15 protein-coding genes are annotated in these 19,464 nt (G+C 70.6%); 6 read left to right on the top strand and 9 right to left on the bottom strand.

The features are described from left to right. Positions 1-38: 38 nt before the first annotated feature. From CAP_RS14950 to CAP_RS14940, 3 genes are read left to right on the top strand one after another with little or no spacing between them, the layout of a single operon-like run. Positions 39-839: a sigma-70 family RNA polymerase sigma factor gene (locus CAP_RS14950; RefSeq protein WP_231511476.1), complete on the top strand. Its 801-nt coding sequence runs from the start codon at positions 39-41 to the stop codon at positions 837-839. Continuing rightward, a complete protein-coding gene (locus tag CAP_RS14945) occupies positions 836-1,582 on the top strand; it encodes a hypothetical protein (protein ID WP_044241129.1) in 747 nt (248 codons plus the stop codon). The genes CAP_RS14950 and CAP_RS14945 overlap by 4 nt, the downstream gene beginning before the upstream one ends. Further along, positions 1,579-2,094: a hypothetical protein gene (locus CAP_RS14940; protein WP_044241128.1), complete on the top strand. Its 516-nt coding sequence runs from the start codon at positions 1,579-1,581 to the stop codon at positions 2,092-2,094. The genes CAP_RS14945 and CAP_RS14940 overlap by 4 nt, the downstream gene beginning before the upstream one ends. Here the strand turns inward: CAP_RS14940 and CAP_RS14935 are convergent. From CAP_RS14935 to CAP_RS44635, 7 genes are all read right to left on the bottom strand, one after another. Continuing rightward, the gene (locus CAP_RS14935) at positions 2,078-3,277 is read right to left on the bottom strand and encodes a sensor histidine kinase (RefSeq protein ID WP_044241257.1); all 1,200 of its coding nucleotides are present in this window, start codon (positions 3,275-3,277) and stop codon (positions 2,078-2,080) included. The two genes, CAP_RS14940 and CAP_RS14935, sit on opposite strands and share 17 nt — an antisense overlap. 5 nt (positions 3,278-3,282) lie before the next feature. Further along, positions 3,283-5,319: a PAS domain S-box protein gene (locus CAP_RS14930; RefSeq protein WP_231511475.1), complete on the bottom strand. Its 2,037-nt coding sequence runs from the start codon at positions 5,317-5,319 to the stop codon at positions 3,283-3,285. 93 nt (positions 5,320-5,412) lie between these two features. Next, positions 5,413-6,435 (bottom strand): Holliday junction branch migration DNA helicase RuvB, encoded by a 1,023-nt coding sequence (gene ruvB / locus CAP_RS14925; RefSeq protein WP_044241127.1) that lies wholly within the window; start codon positions 6,433-6,435, stop codon positions 5,413-5,415. A 40-nt stretch (positions 6,436-6,475) separates the two neighbouring features. Next, positions 6,476-8,383, bottom strand: coding sequence for a sensor histidine kinase (locus CAP_RS14920; RefSeq protein ID WP_044241126.1), 1,908 nt, complete (start codon positions 8,381-8,383; stop codon positions 6,476-6,478). Further along, entirely contained in the window at positions 8,380-9,942 is a 1,563-nt protein-coding gene (locus CAP_RS14915; RefSeq protein WP_231511474.1) for a sensor histidine kinase, read from the bottom strand. Before CAP_RS14915 ends, CAP_RS14920 begins: the two co-directional genes overlap by 4 nt. Positions 9,943-9,950: 8 nt before the next feature. Further along, the gene (locus CAP_RS14910; RefSeq protein ID WP_044241125.1) at positions 9,951-10,526 is read right to left on the bottom strand and encodes a GNAT family N-acetyltransferase; all 576 of its coding nucleotides are present in this window, start codon (positions 10,524-10,526) and stop codon (positions 9,951-9,953) included. A 5-nt stretch (positions 10,527-10,531) separates the two neighbouring features. Further along, positions 10,532-13,276, bottom strand: coding sequence for a serine/threonine-protein kinase (locus tag CAP_RS44635; protein WP_052375271.1), 2,745 nt, complete (start codon positions 13,274-13,276; stop codon positions 10,532-10,534). Positions 13,277-13,639: 363 nt separating this feature from the next. On the opposite strand from CAP_RS44635, the gene CAP_RS14900 reads away from it, so the two are divergent. The 3 genes from CAP_RS14900 to CAP_RS44630 all read left to right on the top strand — a co-directional run bounded on the left by CAP_RS14900 (position 13,640) and on the right by CAP_RS44630 (position 16,739). Further along, positions 13,640-13,978, top strand: coding sequence for a P-II family nitrogen regulator (locus CAP_RS14900; protein ID WP_044241124.1), 339 nt, complete (start codon positions 13,640-13,642; stop codon positions 13,976-13,978). Positions 13,979-14,053: 75 nt separating this feature from the next. Next, on the top strand, positions 14,054-15,466 hold the full coding sequence (glnA, locus tag CAP_RS14895) for a type I glutamate--ammonia ligase (protein WP_044241123.1): 1,413 nt from the start codon (positions 14,054-14,056) through the stop codon (positions 15,464-15,466). 211 nt (positions 15,467-15,677) lie between these two features. Beyond that, complete coding sequence (locus CAP_RS44630; RefSeq protein WP_052375269.1) at positions 15,678-16,739, top strand: serine/threonine-protein kinase; 1,062 nt, start codon at positions 15,678-15,680, stop codon at positions 16,737-16,739. Positions 16,740-16,809: 70 nt separating this feature from the next. Here CAP_RS44630 and CAP_RS14885 read toward each other — a convergent pair whose 3' ends face one another. Together CAP_RS14885 and CAP_RS14880 are read right to left on the bottom strand one after the other, a co-directional pair. Next, positions 16,810-18,063: an SPFH domain-containing protein gene (locus CAP_RS14885; protein WP_052375267.1), complete on the bottom strand. Its 1,254-nt coding sequence runs from the start codon at positions 18,061-18,063 to the stop codon at positions 16,810-16,812. A gap of 212 nt (positions 18,064-18,275) precedes the next feature. Further along, positions 18,276-19,406 (bottom strand): hypothetical protein, encoded by a 1,131-nt coding sequence (locus tag CAP_RS14880; protein ID WP_156040817.1) that lies wholly within the window; start codon positions 19,404-19,406, stop codon positions 18,276-18,278. Between the last annotated feature and the right edge of the window lie 58 nt (positions 19,407-19,464).

Genomic DNA, 19,464 nt, shown 5'->3' with positions numbered 1-19,464 from the left:
AGCCCCCGGGGCACGTTCACGTGGGCTAGGCTGTGGGCGTGCCGCCGAGCGCGATCCCGCTGGACGAACTGGACCGAGATCGCAAGCCCCCTGACAGCGGAGGGGCCGAGATCGATGCGCGCCGGGGCGAGGAGCCCGACGGTGACCTGCCGGATGTTCAGGGTGGGGAGGCCGTGAATTCGGTGCGGCTGCGGGCGTCTAACCGACAAGACCGACGTCGGGAGGCGGAAGAGGACCGTGAGCTCATCAGCCGGGCGCAAGCAGGAGACCAGGCAGCATTCCGGATGCTGGTCGAGCGGCATCAACGCAATGCTTTCAGCATTGCCCTGGGGCTGGTCCGTGACGAGAACGACGCCCGGGAGCTCGTTCAGGAGGCCTTCCTCCGCGTTTACCGGGGTCTTGCAACGTTCCAGGGCGGCTCGTCGTTCTTCACCTGGCTCTACAGGATCGTCATGAACCTCTCGATCGACCTTCTGCGCAAGCCCGGGCGCCGCGATCAGGAGCTGCAGGACGACAAGGCCATCGACGAGGACGCGGTCCTCCCGTTCGTGTCGAAGATCGACGGCTCCGATCCGATGGACGTGCTGCGCCGATACGAGATCGCGGCGCGCATCCAGGCCGCGCTGGACACGCTGCCCGACTATCACCGTGGGGTGATCCTGATGCGCGAAGTGGAGGGGATGTCCTACGAGGAGATCGCGCAGGCGATGGGTGTGTCCAAGGGAACGATCATGAGCCGGCTGTTTCACGCGCGGCAGAAGCTTCAGCGAGCCCTCGCTGATTGCTATGCCGAGGAGAGTGGCGCCGAGCGGGTCGATGGCAGGGAGGAAGGCTCGTGACGACCAGTAACGGCAGCAAGCCAGTGAAGATGCAGCCCGGGGTGTCTCCGACGGACCTGGAGCTGATGATGTTCGCCGACGGCGAGCTCGATGAGCCGCGCGCGAGCGAGGTGGCGTCTTACGTGCGCGACGATGCGCGCGGGAGGGCGAAGAGCGCGACGATGGGCCTGGTGGGCATGGCCCTCCGTGCACGTCCGAGCGTGCCCGCGTCGGAGGATCTGGTCGACGCGATCATGGCGCGCGTGCAGCGCGAGGTCGCTCCCGAGGCGGCGCCTCAGGCGTTGTCAGAGGCGGCGCCTCAGGCGAAGGTCGTGGACGCTCCGGGCGCCGTGGTGCGGCCGATCGCGGTGGGCGCGGCGATCGGCAAGGCGAAGGAGAGCGGGAAATCGGGGCTCGAGCGGCGGCCGGCGAACGACAACGCGCGGACCATCTTCGGGCTCGCAGCCGCCGCGGTGGCGGTCGCAGCAGGCTTCATGATCTGGGGGCGCGTCCAGAGCGAGGTGCCTCAGCTCGCCACCTCCACGCCGTCGGCGATGACCGTGGACTCCGCGACGTTGTCGCCGGTGTTGCCGCAGGGTGTGGCAGCCGTCGACGACGGCGACAATCCGGGGGTCGAGGTGGCGGCCGTCGACTTCGGTGCCCGGATGGGCACCATCTTTTACGTACCGACCGGGGCTTCTGACATGAGCCCGACGACCGCAGTGGTATGGCTTTCCGATGACCTTGGTGGAGGAGCGAAATGAAACTTAAGGCGAGTGCACTCACCGTGGCGGCATTCGGGCTCGCGCTCCTCTCCGGGGCACCCCTCGCGGTGGCCGACGAGAAGCCCGCGCCGCCTGCGCAGGCGGCCCAGGCTGCCGTCTCCGCGGACGTGGTCATCCTGCACGCGACCAACGACGGCACGGGCATCGATGCGAAGATCGGGCAGATGCCGGAGCTCGCGAAGCCTCCGTTCTCTGCCTACAACAGCTACAAGCTGCTGGACCGCACGAGCCTCAGCCTCTCGAAGAGCAAGCCGACCAAGCTGACGCTCCCCAACCAGAGCGTGCTGCAGGTCTCGCTGAAGGAGGTGCTCGCGCCGAAGAAGAAGGACGAGCCGCAGCGCTACGTGATCAGCGCGAGCATCCAGCAGCCCGGTGGGGACAGCTTCCTGCCGCTGCTCGAGGTGAACGCGAAGGCCGGCGAGAACTTCTTCGTCGCGGGGCAGAAGCACAAGGGCGGCATCCTCGTGATCGGCTTCAAGGTCGCGCCCTGAATCCGTCTTGGGGGTGGGCCGCGGGAAGGTCGACGGAGAACAGCATCCCGCGGGGCTTGCGGATCTCGGCGCGCACCTGTCCCCCGTGCGTCCTCACGATGCTGCGCACGATGTTCAGGCCGAGGCCAGTGCCCGAGCCGTCGGTCCTGGTGGTGAAGAAGGGGTCGAAGATCCTGGCCAGGAGTTCGCGCTCCACGCCGGGGCCGTCGTCGGTGACCTCGATGGAGACGACCTCACCACCAGCGGTCACCGTGGTGGTGATCTCCAGCATGCTCCCCTGCGTCTGCAGCGCCTGAGCGGCGTTGGTGAAGAGGTTGACGAACACCTGCGTGAGCTGCTCGGGGACGCCAATCACCGGGGGGACCTCTCCGAAGCGCCTGGTCACCACCACGCTGGCCTGTTCGAGGACGTGCTCGCAGAAGTGGAGGGCGCGGTCGATGACGTCGTGGATGGAGACAGGCCCTGGTCGATCGGTGGAGGGGCGCGAGTAGGCCCGGAGATCCTGGGAGAGGTGGAGGATGCGGGTGGCTGCCTCGTGGATGCGCGCGAGGCGTTCGAGGTCGGCGGGCTCGACGCCGGTGCGCTCGCCCTTGCGGTGCAGGTAGTCGGCGTAGGCGAGGATGGACGTGAGCGGGTTGTTCAGCTCGTGGATCACGCCGGCCGCGATCTGGCCGAGGCTGGCGAGCTTGTCGGACTGGATGATCTGGTCGCGGAAGATCTGCCGCGACCGGCCCTGGCGGAGCGCGCCGCGGAGCGCGATGGCGAGTCGGTCGGCGAAGCCGTGGATGGCTGGCTCGTGCAGGACGTGCGGCTCTTGCGTCGCGAGGTGCAGGGCCGAGCGGTCGTCGAGGCCGAGGGGGATGACGCGCTCGTGCGGGAGGTCGAGGAACAGGCGACCATGGCGCGGGTCGGCGCCTGGAGGGTGCGAGGCGCGGGGGATCACCGTGGAGAGGTCGCCGCCCACGTCGATCACGGCGCCGACGCCGCATCCGGGGAGCACCTGGGCTGCGGCGTCGAGGATGGCGGCGGCCCGCTCCTCCATGGTGGCGTCTGGCGGGATCTCGCTCGTCGCGAGCAGCACGGTGTCGAGCCACTCGGCGGGGACGCTCTGCAGGAGCGGCCGTGGCACGGTGTGGGGCGCGTCCGAGGTGTGGTGCAGTCTGCTGACGATGTCGACGGTCATGATGTTCACCCCGAGGAACGGCCCGAGCCGTCGCTGCCGTCACTGGAGCGATCCAGATCGATGATTCTCGCGCTGCCCACGTAGCTCTTCGTTTCGTAGCGGGTGATCTTGCCGATCTTCCGCACGATCTCGGCCATGCGCTCGGCCTCGCCGCGGATGGTCTGGGCCGCGGCGCACGCAGGCGAGGAGGCGTCGACGCGGCGGAGGATCATCTCGGCGTAGCCGAGGACGGAGGTGAGGGGCTGGTTCAGCTCGTGGGCCGCGGCGCCCGCGAGCTCCGCGATGAGCGCCTGCTTCTCGCGGTGCCGCAGCTCCTCCTGGGCGGCGGTGAGCTGGGTCTCCATGTGCACGAGGTCGCGGAGGTCCGTGAAGATCCCGACCGAGCCGGTGGGCGCGCCGCCCTCCAGGATCAGCGCCGCCGAGAGCATCATGGGGATGCGCGTGCCGTCCTTGGCGAGGACCTCGGTCCGGTACCCTTCGAGCCTCCCGGGGCCGCCGTGCTCCTCGGACCGGATGAGGTCCATGATGTGGCTGCCGTTGCCCTCGGGGTACAGGTCGCGGATGGTCTTCGTCCCCACGACCTCCCGGGCCTCGTAGCCGAAGATGCGCTCTGCGGCGCGGTTGAAGAGGAGGAGGAGGCCGTTCATGTCCGCGGAGACGATGGCGTCGACGGAGCTCTCGATGACGCGCTCCAGGAACTCCTTGGTCTTGGTCAGCTCGGCCTCCGTGGCGCGCTCGCTGGTGACGTCGTGGAAGCTGACCAGGATGGCGCCGCCGTCCTCGCGCAGGACGCTGCTGAAGCTGCAGCTCAGGACGCGCCGCTCGCAGTACGCCTCGTGGGTGCGCTGGATGGTGAGGTCCACCATGTGCGGGAAATCGCCGCGGCCGAAGCAGGCCCTGAGCTCCTCCACGCGGTCGTAGTCGCGGGGATCGATGAGGCTCGCGAGCGTCATGGAGGCGAGCTCGGCGTCGCTGCGGTTGGTGATGGCCTGGGCGCGCGAGTTGGAGAAGAGGATGCGCCCATCGGGGTCGATGACCACGATCCCGTCGGCGGCAGAGTGGAAGAAGTCCGCGTAGGGTTGCAGCGCCGCCAGCCTTCGTTCGGCCTCGAACCGGGCGACGTTGATCTGCTGCGTCTGGTCGCGGAGCGACTGGAGGATGCGCGCGTTGCGCAGGGCGATGGCCGTGGCGCTGGCGACCGTGCGCGCCAGGGAGAGCTCGTGCTCGCGCAAGGCGACCGGGCGGCGCCCCCGGAGGAAGAGCACGCCCATGGGCTTGTCCTCGAAGAGGATGGGGAGGATCGCCACCGAGCGGAAGGCGTCGGGCGGCAGGGAGGCGCGGATCAGGTCGAAGACGGGGCTCGACCTGGCGTCCTCGATCACCAGCACCTGTCCGGTGGCGAGGACGTTCTGGATCTCGGGGTAGCGGGAGAGATCGAGGGGGAGGTCGCGCAGATCCTTGTCGTCGCTGGAGGCGACCACGTAGCCGACGTCACCCTTGTCGTGGACGAGGATGATGCTGCAGCGGTCGACCCGCGCGACCTCGGCGATGCGCCGCACGACCGTGAAGAGGATGTTGCGGATGTCGAGCGCCGAGGAGAGGGCCTGGGTCAGCTCCAGGACGACCTTCGCGTCGTGCTCCTTGCGGGCGAGGGCGACGACGTACTCGCGCATGCGGATCTGGCTGCGGACGCGCGCGATCAGCTCCACGGGGCGGAAGGGCTTGCGGATGAAGTCGTCGGCGCCCAGCTCGAAGGCGCGCGCGACCTCCTCGTCCCTGTCGAGCGCGGTCAGCACCACCACGGGCACCTCGGCGGTGCGGCGGTCCCGGCGGATGGCGCGGAGGATCACGTAGCCATCCGGGGGCGGCATCACCAGGTCGAGCAGGATGACCGCGGGGGTGTTCTCGGCGAGCCATGACAGCGCGGCCGCGCCCGAGCTGAGCACCTCCGTCTCGAAGCCGCCGCTCTGGAGCGCCCTGGTCAAGACACTGCGGCTGATCGCATCGTCGTCGACCACCAGCACCGTATCGCCCTGCGCCACGCGCCGAGCTTATCGGCAACGCGCCCTGGCGACGAAGGGACTTTGAGGCAACGCGACGCGCGATGCGATGCGCGATGCGACGCGTCGCGACGCTCAGGGGAACAGATCGCCCTGATCCGGCGTGGGCTTGGTCATCCCCAGATGCTCGTATGCGCGGCGTGTGGCGATGCGACCGCGCGGGGTGCGGCCCAGGAAACCCTGCTGAAGCAGGAAGGGCTCGTACACATCCTCGACCGTGTCGCGAGGCTCGCTCAACGCGGCGGCCAGGGTGTCGATGCCCACGGGGCCGCCGTCGTAGTGCTCGATGATCACCCGCAGCAGCCGCCGGTCCATCTCGTCGAGCCCGCCGGCATCGATCTCGAGCCGCTCCGCCGTCTTGCGCGCGATGCTCGCGGTGATGCGCCCGTCTCCGAGCACCTCCGCGAAGTCGCGCACCCGGCGGAGGAGGCGGTTCGCCACGCGCGGTGTCCCTCGCGAGCGCGCCGCGATCTCCCGGGCACCCGCGGGCTCGATGGGGATCTCCAGGAGGCGCGAGCTGCGCAGCACGATGCGTTCGAGCTCCTCGACGGGGTAGAAGTCGAGGCGCATCACGTAGCCGAAGCGGGAGAGCAGCGGCGCGGTGAGGAGGCCGGTGCGCGTCGTCGCGCCCACCAGCGTGAACGGCTTCAGGGCGAGCTGGATGGTCGTCGCATAGGGGCCGTCGCCGGTCATGATGTCGATCTTGAAGGACTCGATCGCGGGGTAGAGGCTCTCCTCGACGGCGGGCGTGAGCCGGTGGATCTCGTCGATGAAGAGCACGTCGTTCGGTTCGAGCTTGGTGAGCAACCCGGCGAGGGCGCCCTTGTGCTCCACCGCGGGCCCGCTGGTGGCGTGGAGCGTGACGCCCATCTCGCGGGCGAGGATGTGCGCCAGCGTGGTCTTGCCCAGGCCGGGGGGGCCGCAGAACAGGATGTGGTCGAGGGGCTCCCGCCGCCGCCGCGCGGCCTGCACGAAGACCTTCAGGTTCTCCGTGTGCTTCTCCTGGCCCACGTACTCGTCGAGCGATCCCGGGCGGAAGAGCCGGTCGAACCGATCGTCGTCACCCGTCTCGGCAGGGGAGATCACCCGTTCAGCCATCCCCAGGGAGTAGCGTGGGCAGCCGCGGGAGGGAAGGGCGTCAGCCCAGGGTCGGGAACGAAGAGAGGCGCGGCCGAACGTGGGGAGCTGTCCGGGGAAAGAAGGTGATGCAGATCGGTCTCCCGTCGGGAGTGCCCATCACCTCCAGGGAGCCTCCGTGCAGCTCGACGACGGAACGGGCGTGGCTCAGCCCCAGCGTCAGCCCTCGTCCGCGGGCCGTGGTCTGCCGGCTGAACAGGGCTTCGAGCTCGGCGGGAGGGACGTCGCGGCTCCCGTAGTCGATCTCGATGCGCAGCAGCTCACCGTGCCGGTCCCCCATCATCACCGTCAGCCGCACGAGGCTCGCGGTGGGATCTGCCGCGCCGACCCGCAGGGCATGCGCGAGGATCACCGCGAGGGCGCGCGTGGCGTAGGCGCGGTCCACGGGGAACCAGGGCAGCCCGGGGGCGATGTCGACCACGACCTCGGCCTGGACGTCGCTGGCCAGCTCCTGCGCCTTGCGGGTCGCGCCCTCGATCAGCTTGGTGACGTCCGTGGGCTGGGACTCCAGCGTGAGCTGTCCTGCCTCCACGCGCGCCGCGTCGAGGATGGTCTCGATGAGCCCGAGCAGCTCCCTGCCGCGGGTGGCGATGAGGCCGAGGCTCTCCTGCTGGGCGGAGGTCAAGGGCTCCTGCGCCACCAGCTCCGCGAAGCCGAGGATGGAGTTGAGCGGGCTCTTGAGGTCGTGGCTGACGCTCGCGAAGAGCAGGCCGCGCATGCGCTGCGCCGCCTCGCGGGCCTCCAGGGCGCGCTCCTGGGCGGCGGCGAACACCCGGAAGCGCGCGGTCAGGTCCTCGATGGCGAGCCCGAGGCGCGCCACCACCTCGAAGCGCGCGGGGCGGGCGATCTGGGTGGCGCCGCGGAGCACGCTGTCGGTGCCGAGCAGCCGCACCCGCCGCGTCGCGTGCACGAGGTCTGCGGCCAGCACCCGCCCGAACAGGAGGCCGAGCGTCCCGGCGACGAGCACGGCCAGGATCGCGGTGAGCGCGCCCCACGTCCCGACGGCAGGATCGAGGTTCGCGGAGAAGCGGACCACGGCGCGCCCGTCATCGAGCGGCGTGGTGACCGCGATCTGACCGTCGTCCTCGCGCTCGAACGAGGGCTCGGCCTCCCGCATGCGCTCTGGCCGGCGGGTGGCGATGAACCCCAGCTCGGCGGCGGCGGCGATCGCGTCCGCGCGGCCTGCCTCGCCCCGGCCCGTGCGTGACGGCTCCAGCGCCGCCCTGGCGATGAGCACGGCGGTGGTCTCCCGGCTCTGCTCCAGGAACGTCCGGAGGTGCGCGTGCACGGTCAGCACCGCGCCCACGCCGACGAGCAGCACCGGCGCAGCCACGGCCAGGAGCAGCTTCTGGGTCACCCGTCGGCGCGGCGTCTGGTAGAGCTCCGCCTTCTCCAGCAGCGCGCTGATGGGATCGACCGGGCTGCGTTCGAGCAGCCCCACGGTGGCGGCGCGCGTGAGCACGTAGTGAGGGATCGCGGCCGCCCCGTGGATGGTGATCGCCAGCACCAGCAGGCTGATCACCCGCTCGTCATCGAGCTTGTCGGGGCGGATCCCGGGAATGAAGAGCGCGCTCGAGATCACCGAGCTCACCGCGAAGAAGCGCATGGTGAGCACCGTCGGCAGGTCGGCCACCCGCTCGATCTGGTCGGGGTCTCTGAGCTTCACGCCCTGCGCCAGGGCCTGCACCTGGGGGGCCTCGGCGCGCAGCCGGGAGATGGTGATCGCCGCGATCACCATCAGCGCGACGAGCGCGATCCGCGCCCACGCCGAGAGGACACCCTCGGCGAGTTCGTGCTCGAGCAGGAGGAGCTGGGGCGCGAGGACCGCGAGCGCGCCGAACGCCCCGAGGCCCACGAGGAGCTGCTGGACGAGGACCCGTTGCCCGTACTGCTTGTGATCCCGGATCACGCGATCCTCTCGTCTGGTGATGAGTCGCGCGATGCGTCGTGCAACGAGTCGCGCGTCGGCGAGGGTGTCGGCGTGAGGGCACCGGGGAGACCCGCCTGAGGCTCCACCCACAGGGGCAGGGTGAAGGTGAAGGTCGACCCGCGCCCGATCTCGGTCTGGAGCTGGATCGTCCCCCCGTGCATCTTGACGAGCCGCCGCGCGATGGACAGCCCGAGGCCCGTCCCCGCGCGTCGCGCGCGCAGATCACCGATCTGGCGGTACTCCTCGAAGATGGACGAGGTCTCCTCCGGCGGGATCCCGGGGCCGGTATCGCGCACGATGACCGCTGCGTTCCGCCCGCGCGCCTCGATGCTCACCGTGATCGAGCCGCGCATGGTGAACTTGACCGCGTTGGAGACCAGGTTGGTCACGATCTGGCGCACCCGCCTCGGGTCGGCGTTGGCGAGGACGCCCTCCGCGCCCACCACCTCGAGGCGGACCGGCTTGTCGCGCGCCGCTGGCGAGGCCTCGCGCACCACCTGCTCGGCGACCTGGAGCAGATCCACCGCGCGCCGCGAGAGGTGCAGCTTGCCGCTCTCCAGCGCCGACAGGTCGAGGATGTCGTCGATCAGCGTGCGCAGGTGCTCGCCGCTCTGCCGGATCACCGACAGCGCCTCCCGCGCCTCGGGGTTCAGGGGTCCGTCGACCTCGCTCTCCAGCACGTGGGCGAACCCCAGGATGGCGTTGAGCGGCGTGCGCAGCTCGTGGCTGAGCCCCGCGAGGAACTCCGACCGCTCCTTGTCCATCTCCGCGGCCTGCGCGAGGTCTGCACGGTAGCTCCGCTCCGCGGCGGCGAAGCGCGACACGAGCAGGTTGAACGCCGACGTCAGCACGCCGACCTGGTCGAACGAACGGATGGGCACCGGACCCATGGGCATGCCATCCGTGCCCGACCCCGAGACCCCCTGGCCGCGCGCCATCTCCGTGATCCGCTGGCGCACGTAGTCGACGTCCTGCCGCGCCGACCTGGTGATCGCCAGCGCCACCGCCACCGCGGCGCCGAGGAGCAGCACCGTCAATGCTGCCACCGCGTTCCACAGCACGATGGTGCCTTGCGGCGGGCTCGGCGCGGCGACGAACGCCACCACGTAGAGGTGCGCCATCGGCGGGGAGAGCGCCCGCGCCGCGTACCGCACCCGACCGAGCGCCGTCGTCGTCTCGCCCTTCCCTGCCGCGAGCATCCGCACGATCTCCTCGCGGTGCGGGGAGCCGAACGTCTCGTTGATCAACACGGCGCCGCTCTGGTCCGTGACCATGACCTCCGACGCGGAGCGCCGCGCCGCCCTCCCGAGCAGCTCGGCCTGCTCCTCGATGGGCGTCGACCGCAGCCGTGCCGCGAGCGTCGCCGCGAGCACCTCGGCCCTCAGCCCCGAGGCCTGGTCACTCGTCTTCTTGAGCTGCCCGCTCCCGAGCAGCGCGATGACCACCGCCGTGGCGATCCCCACCACCAGCACGATCGCCGGCGCGAGCGAGACGAGCGGCAGGGAACCGCGAGGCCAGCGGCCCGGAAAAGAAGCCACGACCCACTCTACCTCGGGTCAGTGCCGATCAGCGCGAAGACGCCGTGGTCGAGCCAGCGCCCGTCGCACCACTCCGCCTGCCGCGCGATCCCCTCGAAGCGGAAGCCGAGCCTGCCGATCACCGCCAGCGAGGCCGGGTTGTCCGTCGCGGCGGCGACGCGCACCCGGTGAGCGCCCATCTGCTGGAAGGCGAAATCCAGCACCGCGCGTGACGCCTCCGTCATGAGACCGCGGCCCGTCGCCTCCTTGCGCAGCCAGTAGCCGAGTTCGCAGGAGCGGTGCATGTGCACGCACGACTCCAGCCCCACGACCCCCGCGAAGGCCCGGTGGCTCCGCTCGCGGATCACGAACCGGAGCGCCCGCCCCTGGTCCCAGTCCGCCGCGCACGCCTCGGCGAAGCGCGTGCTCGCGGCGGGATCGGTGTGGAACTGCACCCAGGGGAGCCAGCGCTGGAGCGTCACCCGTGAGCCGCTGACCGCGTTCCAGATCTCCGGACCGTCGGACGCGTCGATGGGCAGAAGAAGGAGGCGCTCCGTCTCGATCGGCCGTGCGCGCATCGTCTGACGGGACGGCAAGATCAGCATCGGGACTACCGGCACTGCACCCGCGCGGCGTAGGGCTCCAGGTGCCCCGCCTCGTAGTCCAGCCACGCGATGTACCACTCGCCTGGCTTCGTGCCTGGCGCGATGGAGGGCATCGGCTGGTCCCCGCTCACCCGCGCGAAGCGTGTCGCTGGCCCCACCCCGTCCCGGGTCAGCGCCGCGGTGGCCACCCGGCTCCCCTCGAACCACACGATCTGCGCGCGCCCCTCCGCGTCGACGGAGACCGCCGGGTGCATCCCCACCTTCACGAACTTCTTCCGCCAGAGCGGCTGCGCGGCCGCCGGATCCACGTACGCCGCGGAGGCGCCGCCGATGGGCGGATCGCCGTGCCACACCAGGTAGCACGCGTCCGCGCTGCACGAGATCCCCGGCCCATCGCTCCGCGACTTCTCGGTGTTCGCGAGGGCCACCTCGCCCGCCATCCTGTCCACCCGCTCGCCGCGCGCCGCCGGCTCCACCGACTTCCCCGCGTCGGCGATGGGCAGCCGCATGTGATGGATCGTGTGCAGCGGCTCCCGCTCCAGCCTGAAGACGATGTGGATCGCGTCGCCGTGCACTGCGATGGAGGGGAACCGCGCGCGGGGCTTCACAGGTCCCGCGGGCGCGACGTCGGTGAGCCGCACCGGCTGGCCCACGGGCTCCAGCGCGGGCGACAGCCGGCGCAGGAACAGATCTTCCGAGTCCGAGTTGGCGTCCCCCTCGTCGGACCACACCACGAAGAACCCCTCCGGAGACGCCGCGAGCGACGGCCAGAAGTTCCCCCCGCGCGGGATGCTCGCCGCCGCCACGGCGGGCCCGGCGATCCGGCCGTTGGCGTCGAGCCAGCGCACGTGCACGCCGGCCTCCGGCCCCTTCGCGTCCCAGTAGGTCAGCACGAACCTGTCGCCCACGCGCTTCAGGTCCGGGCGCCCCACCGCGTAGCCCTCCGGCGTGACGTCCACCGCGGCGCTCGTCGGGCGCAGCGCGCTGTCGAGCGACACCGCGTAGGCGTGCTCGCTCCCCTCGTGCGCGTCGGTCCACGCCATCACCGCCCCGCGCGGACCCACCGCGATCGACGGGCGGCTCCCCGGCACCGCACGCACGCCGCGCGACACCAGATCGTACGTGCGCGGTCGACCGAGCCCCGTCAGCCCGCAAGGCGCCTTGCCGCCCGCGTCCCGCATCGCCACCTGGAGGTGCTCCAGCATGGTCCGCGGCACCCCGTGCGCGCCCTTGTCGAACGCCTCCTTCATCATGGGGAACGCCTCCTTGACGTTCCCCTTCGCGATCTCCTCCTGGGCGCTGGAGAGCAGGGGGATCCACGGCGCGTCCCCCATCGGCGCGGAGGGCGTGTCGCGGACGACGCTCGGCTCTGCCGTCGGCGTCGCAGACGCCATCGACGCGGCGCTGGGCTTCGAGGAGGCCGAGGGAGGCAGGGCTGCCTGCGGCTGTGCGAACTCCTGGTAGCCCAGGTACGCCGCGCCGCCGAGGAGGCCGAGCACGAAGAGCGCGAGAACGACGCGCCCCACGCTGCTGCCGCGCCGCCGCGGTGACAGCGTGGTCTCGATCTCGGAGCGCGGCAGCGGCATCGCACCACCGGGCTGACCTGGCGCCGCGCCGGCCGGGGGACCGACGAACGCGAGCCCCGGGTTGCCCGAGGGGAGCGCGCCGGGCGATGAAGGGCCATCCGGAGGGACCCGCCGCTCCAGCGCTGGCATCGACGCTTGCGACTGCTGGATGAGCGCCGAGAGCGGCGCCGAGATGGTCACCACCGAGTCCTGCGACTCCTCCCGGGCATGCAGCTCGACCGGGATGTCGTCGAGGGAGGGCGTCCCCACCGCGGCCTCTGCGCCTCGCCCCGAGGGGCTCACCCCGAGCGCGATGGCGAGCTCGTCGGCGAACTCCTTCGCCGTCTGGTAGCGCTTCTCGATGGAGCGGTTCAGCGCCCTGTCGAACCAGAGGGTGAACGACTGCGGCAGATCGGGCCGGAACTCTGCGGGCCTCGGCAGCGGCGCGTTCGCGATCTGCGCGAACGTCATCGCCACGCCCTGATCGGTCTGCCACACCGTGCGCCCGGTCAGGCACTCGTAGGTGATGCACCCGAGCGCCCAGAGATCCGCGCGGTGATCGACCGCCCCCTGACCCCGCACCTGCTCGGGGCTCATGTACGCCGGCGTTCCGAAGACCGCGCCCTCGCGGGTCAGCCTCGCCTGCTTGTTGTCGCCTCCCCCGTCCATGGGCGCGTAGAACTTCGCCAGCCCGAAATCGAGGATCTTCGCGAGGAGCCGGTTCTCCTCGTCGTGCGTGAGGAAGATGTTCTCCGGCTTCAGATCGCGGTGGACGATGGACGCCGCGTGCGCCTTGGAGAGGCCCCGGCAGACCTGCATCACCACGGCGACCGTGGTCTCCAGGTCCAGGTTCCTGACCACCGTCATCCGCTCGTAGAGGGACTCGCCCTCCAGCAGCTCCAGCACCAGGAACGGACGCCCGTCCTCCAGGCGCCCCGAGTCGTACACGTCACAGATGTAGGGGCTCCGGATGGCCGCCGCCGCCCGTGCCTCCCGGAGAAACCGCTCCACCACCACGGCCGACGTGGTCAGCTCCTGGGCGAGCACCTTGATCGCCACGCGCTTGCCGATGTCGACGTTCTCGGCCTCGTAGACCGCGGCCATCCCGCCCCGGCCGATCTCGCGTGTGATGCGGTGCTTTCCGGCGAGGAGCGTACCTACCGGGATCTTCGCTTTGTTCGGCAAAGCCATCAGGGCAGCGGTGTCCCGCGGGTTTGGTCGGCGAGCCTATGCGAGGCGCACGAGGAGAACAAGGAGCGCCCTACCTTCCTGGCAACACTCAGGGCCCAGCATCCATTTACTCGCTCCGACCCACGCCCGAAACACTCCGGAAACCTGCCCCCGGCTACACCACGCCTGGCCCTGGCCGCCACGCTGGCGTCCGGGGCCCGGATCTGCCCGGATGTTCCGGGTAAATCCCGGACGCTGTGGGAACGGCCCCCCTGCCCCCGAGGGCCACGCGGGCGGGGACACCTCCCCTCCCTCCACGGGGGTCGGCGGGGGGGAGCCTGCCGCGACGACCTGTACCCGAGGCCCTGGCGAGAGCACATGAAGAAGGTCGAGGCCATCATCAAGCCGTTCAAGCTCGACGAGGTGAAGGACGCCCTCGCCGAGGTGGGCATCCAGGGCATGACCGTCACCGAGGTGAAGGGCTTCGGCCGCACCGGCGGGAAAAAAGAGGTCTACCGGGGCTCTGCCTACGTCGTCGACTTCGTCCCCAAGGTGAAGATCGAGATCGTCGTCCCCGACGGCATGGTCAACGACGTCATCGACGCCATCGAGAAGAGCGCGAAGACCAGCCGGATCGGCGATGGAAAGATCTTCGTGATGCCGGTGGAGGAAGCCGTCCGGATCCGCACCGGGGAGCGCGGCGAGGACGCGATCTGACCCGATTTCGAGGGTGGGGAGCGGGAGCCTCACCCGGAAGCCAGCTTTTGTAACGACCGAGAGAGGTAAGAAGAGATGAAGCCGAAAGATGTCATCGCGTTTGCCAGGGAGAACGACTGCAAGTTCGTGGACTTCAAGTTCATCGACCTGCCCGGGATCTGGCAGCACACCACCATCCCCGTCAGCCGCCTCGACGAGGACATCTTCGAGGAGGGCATCGGCTTCGACGGCTCCTCGGTGCGCGGATGGCAGCCCATCAACGCGAGCGACATGCTGATGACGCCCGACCCGGCGACGGCGAAGCTCGACCCCTTCCACGCCCAGAAGACCCTCAGCATGATCTGCAAGATCAGCGATCCGGTCACCGGGCAGCCCTACGGCCGCGACCCTCGCTACATCGCGCAGAAGGCGGAGAACTACCTCAAGGCGAGCGGCGTCGCCGACACGGCGTTCTTCGGACCCGAGGCCGAGTTCTTCGTCTTCGACTCGGTCCGCTACGACGTCTCCCCCCGGGGCTCCTTCTACGAGATCGACAGCGACGAGGCCGTGTGGAACACCGGCAAGGCCGGCCAGAACCTCGGCCACAAGACGCGCCAGAAGGAGGGGTACTTCCCGGTCCCGCCGACCGACACCCTCTACGACCTCCGCGAGGAGATGATGACCCAGCTCATCGAGAGCGGCATCGACGTCGAGGTCGGCCACCACGAGGTGGCCTCCGCGGGGCAGTGCGAGATCGGCATCCGCTTCTCGACGCTCACCAAGGTCGCGGACAACCTCCTCTGGTACAAGTACGTGGTCAAGAACGTCGCCCGGAAGAACGGCAAGACGGCGACCTTCATGCCGAAGCCTGTCTTCGGCGACAACGGCAGCGGCATGCACTGTCACCAGTCGCTGTGGAAGGAGGGCAAGCCCCTCTTCGCGGGTGACGGCTACGCCGGCCTCTCCGACATCGGCCTCTGGTACATCGGCGGCATCCTCAAGCACGCGAGCGCGCTCGCCGCGATCACCAACCCCTCCACGAACAGCTACCGCCGGCTCGTCCCCGGCTACGAGGCGCCCGTCAACCTCGCCTACTCCAGCAGGAACCGCTCGGCATCCATCCGCATCCCGCTGCCCCCCGGCTCCAGCCCCAAGGGCCGCCGCATCGAGGTCCGCTTCCCCGACGCGACCTGCAACCCCTACCTCGCCTTCTCGGCGATGATGCTCGCGGGCCTCGACGGCATCATGAACCGCATCGACCCCGGGGACCCGCTCGACAAGGACATCTACGCGCTCTCTCCCGAGGAGCTGAAGGGCGTGCCGCACGTCCCCGGCTCGCTGAGCGAGGCGCTCGACGCCCTGGAGCGTGACCACGACTTCCTGCTCCGCGGCGACGTCTTCACGCGCGACATCATCCAGACCTGGGTCGAGTACAAGCGCGAGCGCGAGGTTGACGCGGTCCGCATCCGGCCCGTGCCGCACGAGTTCTTCCTGTACTACGACGTTTGAGTGACCGTGCGCACCCTCGCATCCACCCTGCTACCCCGGTTTTCCCTGTCTGCCCCGCTGACGCCGCGCTGATGCCGCGCTGACACCGCGCCGAAGCCGCGCCGAAGCCTGCCAGCGCCACGCTGGCGGGCACGGCAGCGGGGGCGATCGGCCCACCCCGAAACGGGCAACGATTCCGCTCTCCGGCGGGTCGGGGTATGCTCGCGGTCTGTTGAACCCCGGCGATCTGATCCAGTCTCGTTACCGGCTCGGCCGGCTCCTCGGCGCGGGGGCCAGCGGCTCGGTGTGGGCCGCAAAGAACGAGCTCATCGACCGCGACGTGGCCCTCAAGGTGATGTCACCCGAGGTGGCCGAGGACGCCGTCGCCCTCCAGCGCTTCTTCAACGAGGCGAGGGCGAGCGGCAGGGTGCGCAGCCCGAGCATCGTCGAGATCCTCGACCTCGGCCAGGCCGAGAACGGCTCGCCCTTCCTCGTCTTCGAGCTGCTCAGCGGCCAGGGCCTCGACCAGAAGCTCCTGCAGGAGGGCATCCTCTCGCCCGAGACCCTCCTCGAGATCTTCATCGGCATCACCCGGGCCCTCGACCTCGCCCACCAGCAGAACATCGTCCACCGCGACCTCAAGCCGGCGAACCTCTACGTCCACCGCACCGCCCACGGGGAGCTGGTCGGCAAGATCCTCGACTTCGGCATCAGCAAGATCTTCGACACCTCCCAGAACTTCACGCTCACCCGCACGGGCTGCGTCGTCGGCTCGCCGGCGTACATGTCGCCCGAGCAGGCCTCGGGGCGCGAAGACCTCGACGGCCGCGCCGACATCTGGTCGATCGGCGTGGTCATGTACGAAGCCCTCACCGGCACGCTCCCGCACCAGGCGCCGAACTACAACGCGCTGATGGTCCGCATCCTCACCCAGGACTGCGACCCGGTGATGACCCGCAAGCCCGACCTCCCCCCGAACCTCTGCGCCGTCGTCGACGGCTGCCTGAAGCGCGACCGCGAGGCCCGCATCGCCTCGGCAGGCGTCCTCGCCAACCAGCTCGAATCCGTGCTGCGCGAGCTGCGCAACGCGCGCTACCGCGCCGAGGGAGGCCGTCGCTCCTCCGACCGCAGCGCCTCCACCTCCATCGCTCCCCCGGGCGAGGCCCGCGCCGCGCGCTCCGCCTCCCGTCAGCGCCGCCGCACCCGGACCGCGCTCATCCTCATCGCTGCCGGCATCGGCCTCGGCGTCGGCCTGAGCGTGCTCGTCGTGCTCAGCATGACCTGGCTCCGCTGAAGAGCGGACCGGCAAAGCTGCTGCGCGCCCCGCGTCGTCGATCGGCCTCCCCCGACATCCACTCCCCGCCTCATGATCGCCCGCCCGCGCCCTCGCGGGGCAGCCGCCCGCGCGACTGGGCCACGCGCATCACCTGCTCCAGCCCTGCGGACAGGAACCCGAACAGATCCCCGTCGGTGGACGACACGTTCACCTTGTCGAACGATCCCCGGAACGCCTCTGCCACCTTCGGCAGCGTCTCGGTCAGCATCACCTCCTCCAGCCGCGCCGCGCTCAGATCCCCGGCGCTCTCGCGCTGCAGCCTGAGGAGCGCCGCCTCGATCTCCCCCTGCGCCCGCCGCGTCTCCATGTCTGCCAGCGCCCGCTCCCGGTCTGCCTCCGCTTGCTGCCGGACCCGGGCCAGCGCCGCGTCGAGCGCCCGCTGCTCCAGCGCCTGCTTGTGCTCCAGCGCTGCCGCTTCCCGCTGCCGCTCCGCCGCGAGCCGCAGCTCTTCCTCTTGCATCAGCTCCCTGCGCGCCAGCTCCGCGTTGCGCTGCCGCGCCACGTTCAGCTCTGCCTCCCGCTGCCCGAGCTTCGCGCGCGCCTCCAGCGTCCGCCGCTCCAGCGCCTGCTTGTGCTCCAGCGCCTCCAGCTCCCGCTGCCGCTCGGCGAGGAGCCGCGCCTCCTCCTCTTGCATCAGCTCCCTGCGCGCCAGCTCCGCCGCGCGCCGCTTCTCCGCCTCCAGCGCCGCTTCCCGCTGCGCCACCGTGGCGTGCGCTTCCATGGCCTCCAGCGACAGCTTCTCCCGGAAGGGCGCCTGCAGGCGCGAGAACACCTCCTGCGAGAGCACCCGCACGTCCTGGATCTCGATGGTGTCGATCACCACCCCCCAGCCCGTCGCCGAGGTGTCGCTCAGCGATCCTTCGCCCGCGAGCACCGGCGCGATCTCCGCGAGCAGCGCCGCGGCCACGCGCTCCTTGCGGTGGGTCAGGCACTCCTCCAGCGTCAACCCGGCCACGATCCGCCGCGTCGCGCCCACGAACATCTCCTGCAGGATGCTGGTGAGCGAGCCCCGGTCCTCGTCGATCATCCGGAACGCGAGCAGCGGCTCCACGATCCGGTACACCGCGAGCCCGGTCACCTCCACGCCCGTCTTCTCCAGCGTCACCTGGTCGGCCCTGAACGAGAGCTTGTTGATCGAGGTCGGGATCAGCGTCACGCTATCGCCCGACAGCTTGAAGCAGCTCACGCCTTGCCCGCTGCGACGCACCTTCCCGTCGCGGATCTGAATCAGGAATTCATTCGGCTGCGCCGTGACGCGCCCCCAGTTCGGAATCCTCTGCATGGCCCTGACCTCCGCGGGGAACGCATTGCACGTGGAGGGCCACCGCTCGTTCTCCTGCGATCACCGCAGCATTGCGGCTCCGCCCTGCAGGTAGGCGGTGGCGGGCGCTCCGTTCTGGATCGTCCGCTCCAGGATGGAGCGCTCACCCCTCCGGAACGGCCCAGCGTCGTGCCCGCTGGGCCTCGCTCGCCGCCCGGTGGGCCCCGTTCGCGTCACGCCCCGCGTGTCGCGCGCGCGCGCGCCGCGCTGAAATACCCCTCGGCCCAGAGGAGCGCCCCGGCGGCCAGCTCGAGCTGACCGTGGAACCCCGCGAAGCGCAGGTAACCGTACCGCGCCGCTGCCAGGTCCATGCATGCCCACACCGCGAGGCCCAGCGCCAGCGCGGCCACCACGTAGAGCGGCACCACCCCGAAGTCGTCGCGCAGCGCGCGGAACGTCCCGAGGAAGGTGCGTGGCGCGGGGCGCGGCCGGTCTTCCTCGGGGATGAGGCGCAGCCACACCGCGTAGTGGACCGACTGCGCGAACGCGAACAGCAGCACCAGCCGCAGCCCCAGCTCGCGCGGCACGTGCGGCGCCAGCGATCCCAGGTGGTAGGCCATCGACGAACCGGTCCCGCGGCTGTGGAGCCCGCCGCCCCAGGCGAGGAGCGGTGACGCGGCCCCGAGCAGCAGCGCCACGGAGGCTCCTGCGAACAGCGCCACCGGCAGCCAGTGCGCCCGTCCCTCGCGCGGCCGCCACGCCCACCAGAGCGAGACGCCGATCACGTTGTGCAGGTGCGCGAACAGGATCTCCGCCCAGCCCTTGTACATCACCGCGAGGATCCCGAGCGGCGCCACCACCGCGAGCCCCAGCAGCCGCCGCCGCCACGTCGTCCGCGCCACGAGGAGCGCACCTGCTGCGCCGAGCAGCCCCCACGACACCCGCGTGGTCAGCATCCCGAGGAGCAGCGGCACGCCCAGCGCAGCCCAGCACAGCGCGCGCCGGTGCAGCCCCGGGCGCACCCACAGGTAGCGCACGTCCCCGAGCAGGTGCGGCACACCGAGCACGATCGGCCCGAGGGCCAGCATCCACAGCGGCAGGAGCGCGGCGCCGAGGAAGCTCGTGATCACGGCCATGGACCCGAACACCGCGACGCGCACCTCGCGCCGACGCGCCCACGACGCAGCCCACGGGCCGAGCAGCAGGAACATCCGACGGCGCAGCGCATCGGCGGGAGCGAGCAGCACCTCGAACGGTGCCTCCAGCGCCGCGGACGCTGCGGAAGACGCCGCCGACGACGCCGCCGACGCTGCAGGTCGCGGCGCCCTGGGCGCGGTCACCTGTGCGGGGGCGGCGGAGCTCACGTCCTCAAGGAGACGAGAGCCTCACCCGAGCGTCAAGCCGCCCGGTGCTCGTGGTGTG

This window comes from Chondromyces apiculatus DSM 436, from assembly GCF_000601485.1.
Lineage (GTDB): Bacteria > Myxococcota_A > Polyangia > Polyangiales > Polyangiaceae > Chondromyces > Chondromyces apiculatus.
The sequence above is the reverse complement of the archived record's forward strand: the minus strand, read 5'-3'. Positions and strand labels throughout refer to the sequence as shown.